At 67.9% G+C, this 14271-nt stretch carries 14 protein-coding genes and 4 pseudogenes; 10 read left to right on the top strand and 8 right to left on the bottom strand.

The genetic code is table 11. The features are described 5' to 3' along the window. Positions 1–401: 401 nt before the first annotated feature. Positions 402–1199: a hypothetical protein gene (locus tag ACGFYQ_RS40165; protein WP_393752032.1), complete on the top strand. Its 798-nt coding sequence runs from the start codon at positions 402–404 to the stop codon at positions 1197–1199. A 1220-nt stretch (positions 1200–2419) separates the two neighbouring features. Here the strand turns inward: ACGFYQ_RS40165 and ACGFYQ_RS40160 are convergent. The 3 genes and pseudogenes from ACGFYQ_RS40160 to ACGFYQ_RS40150 all read right to left on the bottom strand — a co-directional run. After that, positions 2420–2734, bottom strand: a pseudogene (locus ACGFYQ_RS40160) (site-specific integrase); the annotation flags it as partial. A 415-nt stretch (positions 2735–3149) separates the two neighbouring features. Then, positions 3150–3647 carry a DUF4232 domain-containing protein gene (locus tag ACGFYQ_RS40155; protein ID WP_393752030.1) on the bottom strand — a complete coding sequence of 166 codons (498 nt, stop codon included), beginning with the start codon at positions 3645–3647 and terminating at the stop codon, positions 3150–3152. 293 nt (positions 3648–3940) lie between these two features. Beyond that, positions 3941–4078: a hypothetical protein gene (locus ACGFYQ_RS40150; protein ID WP_393752028.1), complete on the bottom strand. Its 138-nt coding sequence runs from the start codon at positions 4076–4078 to the stop codon at positions 3941–3943. A 175-nt stretch (positions 4079–4253) separates the two neighbouring features. On the opposite strand from ACGFYQ_RS40150, the gene ACGFYQ_RS40145 reads away from it, so the two are divergent. The 4 genes and pseudogenes from ACGFYQ_RS40145 to ACGFYQ_RS40130 form a co-directional block, all read left to right on the top strand. Beyond that, positions 4254–4517 carry a hypothetical protein gene (locus ACGFYQ_RS40145; RefSeq protein ID WP_393752026.1) on the top strand — a complete coding sequence of 88 codons (264 nt, stop codon included), beginning with the start codon at positions 4254–4256 and terminating at the stop codon, positions 4515–4517. A 166-nt stretch (positions 4518–4683) separates the two neighbouring features. Beyond that, positions 4684–5055 (top strand): transposase, encoded by a 372-nt coding sequence (locus ACGFYQ_RS40140; RefSeq protein WP_393752024.1) that lies wholly within the window; start codon positions 4684–4686, stop codon positions 5053–5055. Then, positions 4976–6657 (top strand): annotated as a pseudogene (locus ACGFYQ_RS40135) (ISAzo13 family transposase); the annotation flags it as partial. The gene ACGFYQ_RS40140 and the pseudogene ACGFYQ_RS40135, both read left to right, overlap by 80 nt. A 3-nt stretch (positions 6658–6660) precedes the next feature. Continuing rightward, positions 6661–7322, top strand: a pseudogene (locus ACGFYQ_RS40130) (transposase); the annotation flags it as partial. A gap of 106 nt (positions 7323–7428) precedes the next feature. Here the strand turns inward: ACGFYQ_RS40130 and ACGFYQ_RS40125 are convergent. Continuing rightward, positions 7429–7932, bottom strand: coding sequence for a GNAT family N-acetyltransferase (locus tag ACGFYQ_RS40125; protein WP_393752022.1), 504 nt, complete (start codon positions 7930–7932; stop codon positions 7429–7431). Continuing rightward, on the bottom strand, positions 7929–8357 hold the full coding sequence (locus tag ACGFYQ_RS40120; protein ID WP_393752020.1) for a hypothetical protein: 429 nt from the start codon (positions 8355–8357) through the stop codon (positions 7929–7931). The genes ACGFYQ_RS40125 and ACGFYQ_RS40120 overlap by 4 nt, the downstream gene beginning before the upstream one ends. Between ACGFYQ_RS40120 and ACGFYQ_RS40115 the strand changes: the two are divergent. Continuing rightward, positions 8304–8417 (top strand): annotated as a pseudogene (locus tag ACGFYQ_RS40115) (IS5/IS1182 family transposase); the annotation flags it as partial. The gene ACGFYQ_RS40120 and the pseudogene ACGFYQ_RS40115 overlap by 54 nt on opposite strands. 385 nt (positions 8418–8802) lie before the next feature. After that, positions 8803–9507, top strand: a complete 705-nt coding sequence (locus ACGFYQ_RS40110) for an N-acetylmuramoyl-L-alanine amidase (RefSeq protein ID WP_393752018.1) — start codon at positions 8803–8805, stop codon at positions 9505–9507. A gap of 16 nt (positions 9508–9523) precedes the next feature. Here the strand turns inward: ACGFYQ_RS40110 and ACGFYQ_RS40105 are convergent, their stop codons facing one another. Continuing rightward, positions 9524–10999 carry a M1 family metallopeptidase gene (locus ACGFYQ_RS40105; protein ID WP_393752016.1) on the bottom strand — a complete coding sequence of 492 codons (1476 nt, stop codon included), beginning with the start codon at positions 10997–10999 and terminating at the stop codon, positions 9524–9526. On the opposite strand from ACGFYQ_RS40105, the gene ACGFYQ_RS40100 reads away from it, so the two are divergent. Further along, positions 10998–11240, top strand: a complete 243-nt coding sequence (locus tag ACGFYQ_RS40100; protein WP_393752014.1) for a pentapeptide repeat-containing protein — start codon at positions 10998–11000, stop codon at positions 11238–11240. The two genes, ACGFYQ_RS40105 and ACGFYQ_RS40100, sit on opposite strands and share 2 nt — an antisense overlap. 27 nt (positions 11241–11267) lie before the next feature. Here the strand turns inward: ACGFYQ_RS40100 and ACGFYQ_RS40095 are convergent, their stop codons facing one another. Continuing rightward, positions 11268–11741, bottom strand: coding sequence for a hypothetical protein (locus ACGFYQ_RS40095; RefSeq protein WP_393752012.1), 474 nt, complete (start codon positions 11739–11741; stop codon positions 11268–11270). 192 nt (positions 11742–11933) lie between these two features. Next, positions 11934–12152 carry a polyprenyl synthetase family protein gene (locus ACGFYQ_RS40090; RefSeq protein ID WP_393752010.1) on the bottom strand — a complete coding sequence of 73 codons (219 nt, stop codon included), beginning with the start codon at positions 12150–12152 and terminating at the stop codon, positions 11934–11936. Positions 12153–12664: 512 nt separating this feature from the next. Between ACGFYQ_RS40090 and ACGFYQ_RS40085 the strand changes: the two genes are divergently transcribed. Both ACGFYQ_RS40085 and ACGFYQ_RS40080 read left to right on the top strand, forming a co-directional pair. Next, positions 12665–12904 (top strand): hypothetical protein, encoded by a 240-nt coding sequence (locus tag ACGFYQ_RS40085; RefSeq protein WP_393752008.1) that lies wholly within the window; start codon positions 12665–12667, stop codon positions 12902–12904. Beyond that, positions 12904–13281, top strand: coding sequence for a fic family toxin-antitoxin system, toxin component (locus ACGFYQ_RS40080; protein ID WP_393752006.1), 378 nt, complete (start codon positions 12904–12906; stop codon positions 13279–13281). Before ACGFYQ_RS40085 ends, ACGFYQ_RS40080 begins: the two co-directional genes overlap by 1 nt. Positions 13282–14271: the final 990 nt, after the last annotated feature.

Raw genomic sequence — 14271 nt, 5'->3', positions numbered from 1 at the left:
CAGCCACGAGATCATTCTGGCCATCCAATGCCGTCCGGCGCAGCAAACCGAGCGACGCGTCGCGACAAGGCGAACGTTGCCTGATGCGGCACTAGTCAAGGCGAGACGCTCGTGTGGTTCTTGGGAGTCAGTCGTGCCGGGCGAGTTTGACCGCGGAGACGAGCAGGATGACGGCCAGCAGGGGGATGAGGACGAGGTCGGGGTAACGGTGGTCGGGCTGTCTGTAAGACAGCTACCACCGTCTGGCTTGTCCACGTCCAGCGACAGCGTTTGCCCGTGAGTTTCGGCAGCATCAGGCAGGCGCTCCTCCTGAGACGTTCACGAGAAGCGAGAAGCGAGAAGCGACAGCAGTCATGAGCCCGCTGGGGGACCAAGCGGCCGGCGGATGTAGCGTCCCGTATGTGGAAATCGCTGACCTGACCCCTCTCGAATCCCGCATCCGGTATGCCTTTGCACGGGGCGGAGCGGTGGACGTGGAGCACGGGGCCGCGGACTTTCCAGACGTCGCGGGGCCATCCGTACGTGCTGCGGTGCTGCGCGGACTGTTGCTCTCCGGCCCGGCCGAGGACGGCGAGATACCCGCGCTGCGCCTGCGCGGGGTGACGATCACCGGCCGACTCGACCTGGCGTACGCCGAGATCCCGTATCCGATCCGGCTCATGGCCTGCGACTTCGAGGACACGCCCGATCTGAGCGAAGCGCGCGTACGCCAGCTGGACTTGCGCGCGTCCAGGCTGCCCGCGCTCACCGCGACAGGCCTGCGCGTCGAGGGCGACCTCCTACTCGCCCACTGCCGGGTGTCCGGCCCGATCCAACTGGGGTACGCCCGCGTCGAGGGCAACATCAGTGCCCCGCGCCTGATGGCGCAAGGCGAGGTCGTACTCGAGGCGGCCCAGGTGGCTTGTGCCCTCGACCTCGAGGATGCCCGGCTGCACAACCCGCAAGCCCTTGCTCTCAACGCGCCCAGCCTCAGCCTCGGCACCGTCCTCAACGCGGGTGGCCTCAGGGCCGAGGGCAAGGTCAGACTCACCGGCACCAGGGCAGGCGGCTGGATCTCCTTCATCGAGGCACGGCTTCACAATCGCGGAGGAGTCGCGCTGGGCCTGAGTAGCTGCGAGGCCCGCCAGCTCACCCTCCGCGACGCGGCGCCCATCAAGGGCGACGTCAGACTGCACCACTCCACCTTCAAGGCGATCTAGGCCGATCCGGCGGTGTGGCCCCACGCGGTCCGACTGGAGGGGCTGGTCTACGAGTCGCTCTCACCCCGGCTACCCGCAGCCCGGCGGCTGTCCCTGCTTGAGCACGACCAGGACGGTTTCGTACCGAACAGCTACGAACAACTCCCACACTTACCACGGTGCGGGCGAGGACGGCGAGGCACGGACCGTACTGCTCGCCGCACAGCGCAGACACCGCCGGAACCTGCCCTGGCCCGCGAGGCTGTGGGGACACATCCAGGACGTGACCGTCGGCTACAGCTTCCGGCCCGCCCGCGCGGTGACCTGGCTACTGGCGCTGCTACTGGTCGGCGCCGTCACCTACGGCCTCCACGAGCCGAACCGGGCAAGGGGCCGCAATTCAACGCCCTCGCCTACGCGGCAGACCTGCTGCTCGCGGTCGTCGACTTCGGTCAGGAGAAGGCGTTCGCGCCCACCGGCGCACACCAGTGGCTCGCCCAGCTTCTGGTCGCGGCGGGATGGGTCTTCGCCACGACCGTCGCGGCCGGTGTCACGCGTAGCCTCAAGCGTCAGTAACCAGGGACTTCACAGGGTCAGCCCGAATACGACCGCCCGGGAGGCAGCGGCAGGCAGCGGTCGTGTCCAGCCCAACTGGAACGGGTTCAGGCGGCCGCGACCCGAGACGCATTCACACCCCCTCTGCCACAGTCCCGCCCTCTGCTGCCTCCCAGGCTCGCGAACAAGTTGGTGAGCTTCAGGGTCTCATTCGGGCCGGCGGGTCGTCGGGATAGCGAGGGCAACGGGTGTCCGTTGGGTGACTCGGGCGGCGTCAGCCTGCTTGGTTCGGACGAAGGCCAAGGTCATGTCGATGCCTTCGATCTCGCCGAGTCACTGCTCTTCCTCGGCACGCTTGCGGCGGAGGAGCAGGTCCTTTTCGATGTCCGCGTGCATGGGCAGCATCTTCGGGTTGACCTGCAGCATCGGGCATCGGATGCAGGCGTGTTCGTGTCGGCAGGGAGATCCGTAGGGGCGAGCACAGTTTCCGAGTTCGACTTTACGCTTGCCGAAGTGCTCCTCGAACTCCGCCCACTCCGCCGCCGTGACGTCGGCGTATCGCCCTCGGGCCGCAAGGCTCGGCGGTGGTTCAGAAACTCCTGGTAGTGCTGGACGATGTCCTCGGCGAAGACCGCGACGTAACCCTGGGTGGTCTGCAGGTTCAGGTGGCCGAGCAGGACCGCGCCGATGTGGATCGGGAGGCCTCCGTTGACGATGTCGGTGGCGAAGATCCGACGGAAGTCGTGCGGGGTGAACTTCGTGTCGGCGAACGCCGGGTTCGTCTGCGCGATCTCGTTGCAGCTCCGCTCCAGCATCCCGCTGACGGTGCGTGTTGCGAGAACGCCGTGGGCTGTTCCGAGCTGACGTTGGAACAAGAAGGGCATGGGGTCCGACCAGAGTCGTTCCTGAGAGTCGTATCGGCTGACGAGCGGGATGGTCCGCCGGTTTCGGGTTTGGCGGCGGACGACCTGAGCGATGGCGTGGAAGAGATCGGGAGACATCGGGATGACGCGTTCCCGTTCGCCTTTGGATGGAGCGATCACCAAGAGGGCGATGACGTCTCCGTTTGGCCGCTGATACTGGCGGACGCTGAGGTGCGTGCACAACGCGCCAGCGCCCCGTACGGCACACGCCGGACTCTCCGGTGCTGACGCAAGGGACCGCGCTGCTGATCGACGTCCGGCCGGCGCATCTGATCCAGCCGGACGACGCGGTGAAGTTCACGGCTGCCCAACGAGCGGCGGGAGCCGCCGGCTGGCAGTACGCCGTGGGCACCGGATGGCGGCAACAGGCCCGGATCGCGCTGGAAGCGCTGTCCGCCCGGAGACGTGTGATGTCCGACCCACGGGGGCTGCTAAAGGACATGGAGCGCGCCATCTGGCGGGGCAGGGTGTCGATGCAGGTTCTCTCCCGCCGTCATTCCGAGGCTTGCACCGGACTTATCTCAAAGGCTCCGCACACCCGCAGGTGGTAGGGGATCTGCACGGCCTGGAAGCTGTTCGGCGGGTAGACCTTGACGTAGGTCGACGTCGGCCGACAGCTCGGCACCACGGCCGGGCTGTTGGTGCGGAGGACGGCGGTCACGGTGTCGTCCGGGAAGACGGACACCGTGTCCACCGGCTCGCCGGTGCGGATCGCCGAGGTGCCGATCTGGTGGTGCCGGGCATCTACGACGCTGACGCCCGGGTATCCGCGCAACGCACAGGTGTGGGTTGAGGTGTTGGTGAACATGATCGGGTAATGGAGCGACCCCGCGGTGCCCTCCGGCTCGCCGACCGCCAGATCCAGGTCGGCCACATGGCAGGTCGGGGTCCTTGGCAGGGCCGACGCCTGGGTGACGCCGACCGAGGCTCCGGTGGTTGCCAGGAGGGCGGCGGAAGCGATGGCCGCCGCCCGGGTCAGGACATTGCTCATGGCGCCAACTCCTGTGTCAGCGAAGGAAATTACCCGTTTCCGGGTGCGACGATGTCCACGCGACGAGGACCAACGGCCCGGTGGGGCTGGTGTCCGGCTCGACCTGTGCGTGTGCTGTCTGCGGGAGATGAGCCCAGCACTCTCGCGAAGGCCCCGACCGGGCGGTGCACCCCTGCGGCTGCCAGCGCGGGCCTGATGGCACCATTCTACCGGCCCGGGGTTCCCGCGGCCTTTCGGCAGCGGGCACGCCGAAGGGGCGGTGTGCCACACGGCGCACCGCCCCTTCGCGGCCGCTACAGGAACGAGTTGATCTCGATGGTCTCGGTGCGGCCGGGGCCCGACGCCGATCGGGACGCGGGCCGGCGCATCCACAGCGCCGTCGTAGACAGCGAGGAGTTCCCGGCGCTCACCGCTCGGACGTTCGACGCCATCGCTGCGAGGCTCGTGTCCACGTACGCCGACGAGCGCACCCTGCTCTGCACACCGTGGGCCTGCCCGGCCCCGACGGGGTACTCCGGGCCCGCTGGCGGACCGACCCGACACCGGACGGCAGCCCGGCCACCCAACTCCGCCCCGGTACCGGCCGGATGACGGCCGGTCGCCGACATGCTGCTCGTGATGCTGCTGCTCGACCGGCAGTTCTTCACCCCGCGGATCGTGCCCGAACGGCCGACGATCGCGTTCGGCGACTCGGTCAGCGAGGACGCGTCCTCGCTCGCACAGACCCTGTCCCTGCTCCAGCAGGCACAAGCCGTCTCCGTGCTGACCAATGTCCACATGCCCCACGACTCGGCCGCCGTCAAGGAAGGAGGTCGACCGCATACTCGTCGAGACTGGGCAGGCCGTGCCGGACCCAATGCAGGCCGGTAGGCTCGCCCAATACTCCAGCTGTAGATCGTGAGCTTGCTGGTCGGAGCCGGTGCGGATACGGGTGCGGCCACCGTTGATCATCGTGAGTTGTGCGGACTGACGATGAGACGGTGGCCGCAGGTCACAGCATAGATCCGGCCGTTGGCGGGATGCGTTCGAGGTGGCCATGGGCCGTATCGCGGGCCGCGTCGCCCGGGTCGAACCCCGGCTGCGGGCCGGGCGTTTGATGCTGGGGCTGCTGTGCAGGGCGTCGTGGGACGCCGATGCGGTGCGTGACGATGTACGCGAGTACGTCGTGGAGCATCTCCACGACGAGGAGGCGATCCTGGTCGTGGACGAGACCGGCGACGTGAAGAAGGGCACCTGCACCGTAGGGGTCCAGCGCCAGTACACCGGAACCGCCGGGGCCCGTATTTCAATAAGTGCTCGGCAGAGGGGTGTTGGTGGGAGCCTGAGATATGACTCCGTGTCTGTCAGGTCGCGTTGCCGCTCGTGTTATGCGGGCCAAGTTCGATCAGATCCTGCCGCACTTCGATGAGCGCCGCCGTCGGTTGTACCTGGCCAGTGAGGCGACGGCCCTCGGCCGCGGCGGGATCGTCCGGGTCGCCGCCGCCTCCGGCACCAGCACTGCAACCATCGCGCGAGGTATGGCCGAGTTGGCCGGTTGCTCCTCACCGACCCTGCGGGTCCGGGCTCCAGGTGCGGGCCGCAAGCGTCTGACAGACACCGACCCTGGTCTGCTGCCCGCGCTGGAGTCGCTGATCGAGCCGCACACCCGCGGCGACCCCGTCTCCCCGTTGCGGTGGACCACGCTGTCGGTACGGGCCCTGGCCTCAACCCTCACCACACAGGGCCACCCGATCAGCGCTTCAACCGTCGGACACCTGCTGCACACCCTGGGCTACAGCCTGCAGGGAACCGCGAAGACAACAGAGGGCATCAGCCATCCGGACCGCGATGCCCAGTTCACCCACCTGAATGCCACCGCCACCGCCTTCCTCAACGACACCCAACCGGTGATCAGCGTCGACACCAAGGCCAAGGAATGGCTCGGCAACCGCGACCGGCCCGGACGCACCTGGCGGCCGGGCAAGAACGCGATCAAGGTGGACTGCCACACGTTCACCACCAACGACCAGCCCATGGCGATCCCATACGGGATCTACGACATCGCCAACAACAGCGGATGGGTCAACGTCGGCACCGACCACGACACCGCCCAGTTCGCGGTGGAGTCCATCCGACGCTGGTGGCAGCACCGCGGACGGGCGGACCACCCGAACGCCGGCAGGCTCCTGATCACCGCCGACTCCGGCGGCTCCAACGACCCCCGCCGCTGGACCTGGAAAAGCAACCTTGCCACCTTCGCACGAGAGAGCGGCCTGGAGATCACGGTCTGTCACCTACCGCCGGGGACTTCGAAGTGGAACAAGATAGAACACCGGATGTTCTGTCACATCACCGCGAACTGGCGGGGGCGGCCGCTGACCAGCTACCAGGTCGTCCTCGAGACCATCGCCGCCACAACGACCAAGACCGGCCTGACCATCGGGGCCGAACTGGACACAGGCAGCTACGACCTCGGCATCAGCGTCACACCCGCCGAGTTCCACGCCCTTCCGATCACACCCAACGCCTTCCACGGTGACTGGAACTACACACTGTCTCCCGTTCCTCCCCGAGCGCCAGACGCGCCGACGACGACACACCGGACCGACCCGGCCCTGACCGCGATGCTCACCGATCCGGCCCTGACCAGCATGTCACGAACCGCCTTCGAGTATTTGGTGGCGGTCTCGGAGCCTTTCTGGGACGCCTTGGCCGAGGCAGCATTCCAGCGACGCTTCCACCGCCCGCGCAGCTACCGCCACCCACAGACCAGCAGCGTGGACCACACCCACCGGCTCCTGGCACCCATCCTGCGCCGCCGCAGAGCGGTGACCATGACGTTCCTGGCCCAACTACTGGGCGTCAACCGCACCAACCTGTCCATCCAGTACCAGGACGCAAAACGGCTCCTGGACCTGCACCGGATCCTCGTCACGCCGATACCCGGATCGCCCGCCCGCACATTGGAACAGCTACACGCCCGAACAACCCCTGCGGAACCCCGTCACTGACAGTTATTGAAATACGGGCCCCCGGCAGGATCGAGAACTCCCAGGTCGCCGTCTATCTCGTCTACGCCGGGGCACGGGGACGCGCGGCCGTGGACCGGGAGCTGTACGTCCCACGCTCATGGACCTCGGACCCGGACCGCTGTCGGGCGGCCGGGCTGGCCGAGGACGCCGTCTTCGCGACCAAGCCGGAGCTGGCCCGCACGATGACCGAACGGCTTCCGGACGCCGGGCACCATATCGACTGGGTGGCGGGCGATGAGGTCTACGGCGGCAACCCGAAACTGCGGGCGGCCCTGGAAGAACGCGGTCTGGGCTATGTCCTCGCGGTTGCCTGCTCGGCCGAAGTGGCGACCGGTGCGGGAAGGTTCCGCGCCGACGTGCTGCGCTGGCCAGACTCGATGAACACCAGGTCCGCCGCTACCCGTCCTGGAGCCGCTGGGTCACCCTCGCCATGCTCGCTCACGTCTTCCTCGCCGTCGTCCGCGCAGATGAGCACGCACGACGCACTGGTCCGGACGACCTGGCCCCGCTGACCTGCAACGAGATCCAGCACCTATTCCTCACCATCGCCGTCCCGCCACTGGACGACCTCGCTCACCGGATCGACTGGTCCGACTCGCGACGCCGCCATCAGGCACGATCACAGGCCAGCCATTACCGTCGACAAGCCCCAGCCCAGACATGAAGATCACGATCTACACCTGGAGTACTAGCCGATCTCGGCATGTCTGGCGCTCCGCCGGAGCGCACTCGATCATGTGAGTATGAAGCCCCGGGAGCGTGCTCTCGCGTCACGGCAACGAGCGTGTGAGCCAGACCACTTCACCGTTGTCTTCCGTCGAAACGTGATCCCGCTCGAACCCGAGCTTCTCAAGGACACGGAGCGACGGTGTGTTCCACGCACCGACGGTCGACCAGAGCCGTTTCCGCCCGGTCGCGATAGCGGCATCGAGCACCGCGCTGGCCGCCTCGGTGGCGTAGCCACGCCCATGTGCGCGCTGGAACAGCTCATACGCGATTTCAGGCTCCTCTACGGTGGAGCGGCCGATGATCAGCCCGCAGTAGCCGATGAAGTCGCCTTCGTCACGGCGCTGGATGGGCAACAGGGCGATCCCCGTAGCCGCCGTCGCATTGAGCAGCTCCGCGATGGACGTCCGGATGTGCTCAACCGTGGGGGTCCCCTTGCCGCGTTCGGAGAGGAGGGCGCAGAACTCAGCGGCGTCCGACTCGGCCCACGGCCGCAGTATCAGCCGCTCGGTCTCAAGGTGGAACCGCATCGTCTCGTACGTAGTCATGCCCCCACTTTGCCCCACGGATCATCATGAACCACAGCTGGAGTATCTCCCTGCTTCCAGTAGGCCGGCGCTCGGCGACCTAGCGCAATGCAGCGCCGGTTGTGCGTTGTCTCGGCGAGACCAAGAACCGCCGTTCGATCCGCGACTGCGTCAGTCGCGTCGTCTTCATCGTCATGGATGTCAGCTCGGTTGTTGAGCGCGCAGGTGCAGCCCTCGTCCCCGGCGTACCCGTCCTCGATGACTGCCGTGAAGTCCGCCTTGGCGGCTTCCCGATCGCCGAGATAAAGCCAGGTAATACCCCTGTTGTTCAGTAGCCGTGAACGAGCTGGCCGGCGAGGATCGCAGTCTGCGGGCGCGCTGGTGAAGAGCTCTGGCTTGCCGGCTGCCGTGGCCTCCACCGCCGCTACGAGCGCGAGGCCGAGCATTTCCTTGCCTTCACCAGTACCGCCTGCACACTCATCTGCTACCGCAGACTCGCCGAATGAGATGACCTCCGAGCCAGCACGGCCCTCGCCCCAACCAGGCTTCACTTGCTAGAACCGCAGGTCAGGGCCGTGCCTTCCCGCCGCATGAGAACGGCCTCACCTCGGGCTGTCGCCGGGATCGGGTGCCCCACGGCGGGTTGCGGGCGGGGTCCTCAGAAGACCCTCGAAGGTCATTGAGGACCGTATGGCAGTGGAACGGGGTGGCGACTGCCGGTGGGGACGGGCCTGGTCAGGGGTGAGGGTGTGCGCCGATTGGTGGGGGATCGGCTTGCTGGGGTGCGGGCACTGGTGAAGGATCAGATTACGGGATGTGCGGCCTATGCGTCGTGATGCCATGATTCATGGCGTGTCGTCCTGTCCCTACTCGACCTCATGAGGAGTGGCCATGGAAGACAGTCCGCTCAGCCGTCGAGCGCTGTTGTGGGGTGCTGCGGGCGCGGCGGGTACGGCTCTGGCCGCTGTCGGGCTGCCCCGGCTGATGGGGCCCGAGGAGAAGGTGAAGGCTGCGCTGCCGAGCCCCGTGCGCAGCCCCGTGCGCAAGGCCCCCGTCGCCGCCGGGCCGCCTGCGGCCCGGCGAACGGACCCCTCGGTGGACTACGCCCCCGCCGTCTGGATCGAAGCCTCCGACTCCAACTACACGCCCTCCGACCGACCCGAGGCGTATCCCATCGAATACGTCGTCATTCACCTGACAACGGATATTTTGCCGATCATGTTCGCCAAGTTCAAGGACCCCACCGAGAGGGTGTCCGCGCACTACGTGATCAGCGCAACCGGCAGGCGGATCGCCCAGTGCGTGCGCGACCGCGACGTGGCCTGGCACTCCGGCAGCGTTTGGTACAACTACCGGAGCATCGGCATCGAGCACGAAGGCTGGACCGATCAGCCTGTTTACACCGACGAGATGTACGAGGCATCCGCCGTGCTCACGGCCACGATCTGCGCGAAGTACGACGTGCCGGTCGACCGGGACCACATTCTGGGCCACGTCGAGGTCCCGCTGTCCACTCACGACGACCCCGGGACCGCGTGGAACTGGAACAAGTACATGAAGCTCGTCGAGACCGCCCGCCGGCGCATCAGGACCTGACACCGCGTCGACCCCATCACGCGGGCTTGCCGTCGCCGTAGAGCCACGAGTCCCAGATCGAGTCGAGGTCCCGGCCGGCCCTGGCCTCCGCGTACGCGGTGAAGTCGTTCGTGGAGGCGTGGCCGTGGCGGTGGCGCAGGGTCCAGCCCCGCACCAGGGTACGGAAGCCCTCGTCGCCTACGGTCTGGCGGATCCTGTGGATCACCATCGCGCCGCGCACGTACACCGGCTGGCCGGAGATGTCCGAGGCGCTCGGCGGCTCGGCGGGCGGGAAGTCCCACTCGTCGTCGTCCGCGGCCTTGGCGTGGTTGCGGTCGAAGTGTTCCTGGGCGCTGGCCCCGCCGTGGTCCTCGGTCCACAGCCACTCCGCGTAGGTCGCGAAGCCCTCGTTGAGCCACATGTCCCGCCAAGTTCGCGGGGTGACGGAGTTGCCGAACCACTGGTGGGCCAGTTCGTGCACCACGTTGGTGGTGTTGAAGATGTCGGCCGGGATGGTCGGCCTGGTCTGGGTCTCCAGGGCGTAGGGCACATCGGCCGCCTGATCGACGATCACCCCGGCGGCTGAGAAGGGGTAGGGACCGAACCTCCCTTCGGCCCATTCCATGATTTCGGGGAACCGGCCGAGGACCGCTCCGTCCTCGTCCACGCCCGCGGTCGTGTCCATCGCCGACACGACCGGGACGCCCGATCGGGTCCGGGAGGTCCTGATGTCGTAGCTGCCGATGGCCACGGTCGCCACATGGCTGGCCATGGGCTCGGCCTGGTGCCAGTGGAAGGTGGCGCGGTCGCCGCTGGTGCGCCGGGCGCGCAGCCGCCCGTTGGAGATCGCCTGCACCCCCTTGGGGACCGTGACGGTGATGTCGTACGAGGCCTTGTCCGAGGGGTGATGGTTGCCTGGGAACCAGGACATGGAGCCCGTCGGTTCACCGAACGCGACCGCTCCGTTGTCCGTCCTCAACCAGCCTTCGCGCCACCCGTGGTCATGGGTGATCGACTCCGGCGTGCCCGCGTAGTGCACGACGCCGCGGAAGGCGGAGCCCTTCCTGAGGTGATCGCGCAGCTGCAGGGTCAGCTCCTGCCCGTCCCGTCGAACCCGCGCCTTGCGGCCGTCGACGGTGGCGCTCAGCACCTCCATGCCGAGGAGGTCGAGATTGAAGGCGCTGAGGTCCTCGGTGGCCTTCGCGGTGATCTCCGCAGTGCCCTCGAGGCGGCCGTTGCCCGGGTCGTAGGCCAGGGTCAGGGCGTAGTGGGTGACGTCGTAGCCGCCGTTGCCGAGTTCCGGGAAGTACGGGTCACCGGCGCCTGCGGCAGCGGCGTGCCCGCCCCGGAACACCGTGCCAGCAGCCCCCGTCCGAGCAGTGTCCGCGCCGGTACGGGCACCCGCCCCACCGCCGCCACGGCCGTCGGACTCCGAGCACGCGGGGAGTGCGGCGAGTAGGCCCGCGACCGCGAAGGCGGCCAGACGTCCGGAAGTCTTCACGCAGCCGATCATGACCCGCCCCCAGGCGCCCCCGCCCCCGCCACGCCGTGCGCCTGACGCCGACCTGTCGGACGCCTACCTGATCGACGCGAACCTATCCAACGCGATGTTGGTCCGCGCGGACCTCCGCAAGCCGAACTTTACAGGGGCCGACCTGACGAAGGCCGACCTTACCGGCGCGCTCCTCAAGGGGGCGCAGCTGAAAGGGGCAAAGCTGGACGGAGCCCGCGGGCTGCCGCCGTCCCTACGCTAGATCTCCGATGCATTCCCAGCATGTGACTCACATGCCTGATGACGGATCAGCTGTCTGGTCTGCGCGAATGACCCCGAACTCTGGATTTCCGGCGAGGTCGGTCTTGAGAAGCCGCCGGGCTGAGTCCGCGTAGCGGATGGCGGTCTTCTCGTCGATGCCGAATACGAGTGCGAGGTGCAGTGGGTCGGGGCCGTGGGTGAGGGCCTCTTCGAGCTGGCGGTCGACGCGGAGCCGTTCAAGGGTGGCGGTGAGGTTGCGGGTGGGCCGGGTGGTCCAGAGCTTGCCAGCCGGGCCGAGTTCGACGGCGGTCTTCTGAGTGATCAGCAGGTGGAGGTTGGCCGTGTTCGGCCAGCGGTTGCGGCGGTGGCCGAGCCAGTCAAGGACCGCACGGCGGGTGAGGTCGTCGAGTGGGCGGACATGGCCGCCGACGGTGATGCGCCGGTTGCCCAGGTCACCCGCCCGGCCGCAGCCGCAGGCCTCAGGTGGCGGAGGCGGGTTCATGAGTTCCTCGCCAAGGCGGTGTCGGTGAGCTGGCGCAAGCTGGCGGTGGCGCGGAGGGGAAGGGCGCGGTTTCCAGCACGCGGAAGCCCCTGCGCCCGCCGAGCGTTGATCATGTTCTCCACTTCGTCCCGGGCGCCGGTGGCGGTGAACACCTGACGGAGGCGGTCGGCCTCCCTCTCATCCCGGCAGGGGTCACCGAGCAGGGTGTGCAGGATGTGCCGCTGACGGGGGTGTGGCGCGCTGGAGTGCCAGCGCGACCAGGACGGTGTGCTTGCCCTCGCGCAGATCGTTCAGTGACGGCCCGAGGAAGTCATCGCGCAGCTGGAAAGCCTCGCCGACGGGCAGAGCGTAGGCGCTCAGCGCCTCGCGCACGCCGTGTCCGGCGCCGGCCAGCGCGGCCCCCAGACGCAAAGGGCGCTCCACCGTGTACCGGGCCGTCTTGTACCCGGGCGGTCATCAGGGCGGCCTCCACGTCCTCGCAGACCTGCCCGGTCGCGCAGAGGTCGAGGTACTGCCCGTACATCAGCTCGGTGCGCATCGCGTCGACCACTTCGTGTGCGGCGGCGAGCTGCATGGGGGTGAGGCCCGCGGTGTGCAGGAGCGCATCCGACCAGGCAAGCGCCGGGTCACCGAGAAGGATCGCTGCGTTGACGCCAGCCGGGCCGCGTCCGGCCGTCCGGCGTGGTGGGCCATCGGCGAGAGCCCCGGTCGTCGTCCGGTTCCACCCTGGCGGCGCGGCCTGGTGCGGTTCGGACTCGTGTTTTCGAGCTCCGTACCCGGCCGCCGGCCCCAGCTGGGTGAACCGTAGGACTCGGCGGCGGCCGAACTTCTGTTGCGCACTGCCGGCCCGACCGAAGGTCCGGAGCTGGCTGGTCGTCCTCCGGAGCGCCCCTAGATCTGGTAACAGCTGTTACCGTGCTCGTATGGGTAAAACACAGCTGGGTGCCCGGGTCGATCAGGACGTCGCAGAACTTGCGAAGAAGCGTGCCGCCGATCTAGGGCTGAGCATCGGGGACTACCTCGCCCGCCTCGTCCAGGACGATGCCAGCGGTCTGCGGGCCCGTGCCGTGGACGCGGCCGCCCGCTTCCTTGCCGAGCACCAGGACGTCTTCGACGAGACTGAGGACGCACAGGAATCCCGCCGGGGAGAGCGCGCCGCCTGATGGAGCTGCACATCGACGTTGCCTGGATCCTGCAGGTCGCCCAGGCCGCCGGCGCCAACGATCCCGCCCCCGACGACTACGGCGTCCCCGTCTCGGCAGTCGCCCGCCATAGGGCTGAGCTCTTCGAGCAGCCGGTCTACAACGGCCCGTACGCCAAGGCAGCCGCCCTGGTGCACACCCTGGGACGGTGCCGCTGGCTGGAGCGCTCCAACCTCGCCGTCGCCGCCGCAACCGGCGTCATGTACCTCGAAGCCATCGGAATCGCGGTCAAGCCCACCCGCGACGACGCCGTCGCCCTGAGAGACCTCCTCCTGGACCCCACCTGCACCGCCGCGCAGATCGCCGTACTGCTGCGCTCCTGGCCCACTGCCAGCTGATGAGCATGGGCTACGCGCACTGAGGATTCTACGAGCGCTACCGGGCCGCTCCCTGGCCGACATCGACGTGCTACAGGTCTGGCTGTGCGGCGATGGTGATGAGTTGGATGTCCATCTGGTCGGCTTGTGCGGTGAGGATGCGCGCCACGGTCCGCATGGTGGCGGCGTCCAACGCGATGGGTTCTTCGCCGTCTGCGGTCCAGGGAGGTCGCCGTCCCCGGTGTGGAGGGTGATGGAGGTGGCGATGTCCCGGAGCATGCCCGTGACGTCGGTGGCGGCGAAGTACAGCTGTCCGTCGACGGCCCGCCTGACGGGCATCGCCTCGCTCGGTTCCCACGACTTCATCCGGCCCACCTCACCGACCGCATCCAGTTGGGCGATCCGCTCGTCGCTGACATCCTGGTACGGCAGTTCGAGATGAACGCACCGAGCTTGACCTCGCGTACTTTCCGACCTTGCCCTGGGCCTGCGGCGGTGTGAATGGGTGGTGTGATGGCAGCGGTTGGTTGGCAGCGGGTGACCGCGCTCGCGGACGACGGTTGCTGACGGCTCCCGGCGGCCGGACCGGCTAATGCTTGGAGCGGCCGCTGTTACGACTTCTCGGCGGGCGTGGGTAGGTGGTGCCATGTGTGTCCGCAGGTGCCCTTGCAGTACGTCTGTCGCGCCGGAAGGAGCGGCCGTCCGTACTGCGCGTTTCGGTCATCTCTTGATCATTCCATGTTGCTGCTTCGGGGCGAGGGCGGTCTGGTACGACGCAGCGCCTCGCGTACCACCAGTGAGAGAGTGAGCTCACAGCGTAGGTGTTGGCGATCTCCAGGCTCGCTGTGCAGGAACAAACCAGCCGCTCAAGACGCACTGACGCGAACCGTTGGCTGCGGAGCACCCCGAGTCGGCCGTCTACGCGCAGCAGCCCATCGCACAGGCCGCGGCAGCCCTGTTCTAGCTGCGGTACGCCTCCTGAGTGCTCCGCGGGCTTCGCAGCCCCTCCGC

The organism is Streptomyces sp. NPDC048258, from assembly GCF_043201995.1.
Classification (GTDB): Bacteria; Actinomycetota; Actinomycetes; order Streptomycetales; family Streptomycetaceae; genus Streptomyces.
The sequence above is the reverse complement of the archived record's forward strand: the minus strand, read 5'-3'. Positions and strand labels throughout refer to the sequence as shown.

What these genes read in the sequence shown, in the direction of transcription:
- ACGFYQ_RS40080 (WP_393752006.1), top strand. Translation starts at nt 12,904, where the DNA reads ATGGAGCTGCACATCGACGTTGCCTGGATCCTGCAGGTCGCCCAGGCC.
- ACGFYQ_RS40120 (WP_393752020.1), bottom strand. Translation starts at nt 8,357, where the DNA reads ATGCTCGGCCTCGCGCTCGTAGCGGCGGTGGAGGCCACGGCAGCCGGC.
- ACGFYQ_RS40125 (WP_393752022.1), bottom strand. Translation starts at nt 7,932, where the DNA reads ATGACTACGTACGAGACGATGCGGTTCCACCTTGAGACCGAGCGGCTG.
- ACGFYQ_RS40110 (WP_393752018.1), top strand. Translation starts at nt 8,803, where the DNA reads ATGGAAGACAGTCCGCTCAGCCGTCGAGCGCTGTTGTGGGGTGCTGCG.
- ACGFYQ_RS40105 (WP_393752016.1), bottom strand. Translation starts at nt 10,999, where the DNA reads ATGATCGGCTGCGTGAAGACTTCCGGACGTCTGGCCGCCTTCGCGGTC.
- ACGFYQ_RS40085 (WP_393752008.1), top strand. Translation starts at nt 12,665, where the DNA reads ATGGGTAAAACACAGCTGGGTGCCCGGGTCGATCAGGACGTCGCAGAA.
- ACGFYQ_RS40150 (WP_393752028.1), bottom strand. Translation starts at nt 4,078, where the DNA reads ATGGCGTCGAACGTCCGAGCGGTGAGCGCCGGGAACTCCTCGCTGTCT.
- ACGFYQ_RS40145 (WP_393752026.1), top strand. Translation starts at nt 4,254, where the DNA reads ATGCTGCTCGTGATGCTGCTGCTCGACCGGCAGTTCTTCACCCCGCGG.
- ACGFYQ_RS40140 (WP_393752024.1), top strand. Translation starts at nt 4,684, where the DNA reads ATGGGCCGTATCGCGGGCCGCGTCGCCCGGGTCGAACCCCGGCTGCGG.
- ACGFYQ_RS40095 (WP_393752012.1), bottom strand. Translation starts at nt 11,741, where the DNA reads ATGAACCCGCCTCCGCCACCTGAGGCCTGCGGCTGCGGCCGGGCGGGT.
- ACGFYQ_RS40155 (WP_393752030.1), bottom strand. Translation starts at nt 3,647, where the DNA reads ATGAGCAATGTCCTGACCCGGGCGGCGGCCATCGCTTCCGCCGCCCTC.
- ACGFYQ_RS40100 (WP_393752014.1), top strand. Translation starts at nt 10,998, where the DNA reads ATGACCCGCCCCCAGGCGCCCCCGCCCCCGCCACGCCGTGCGCCTGAC.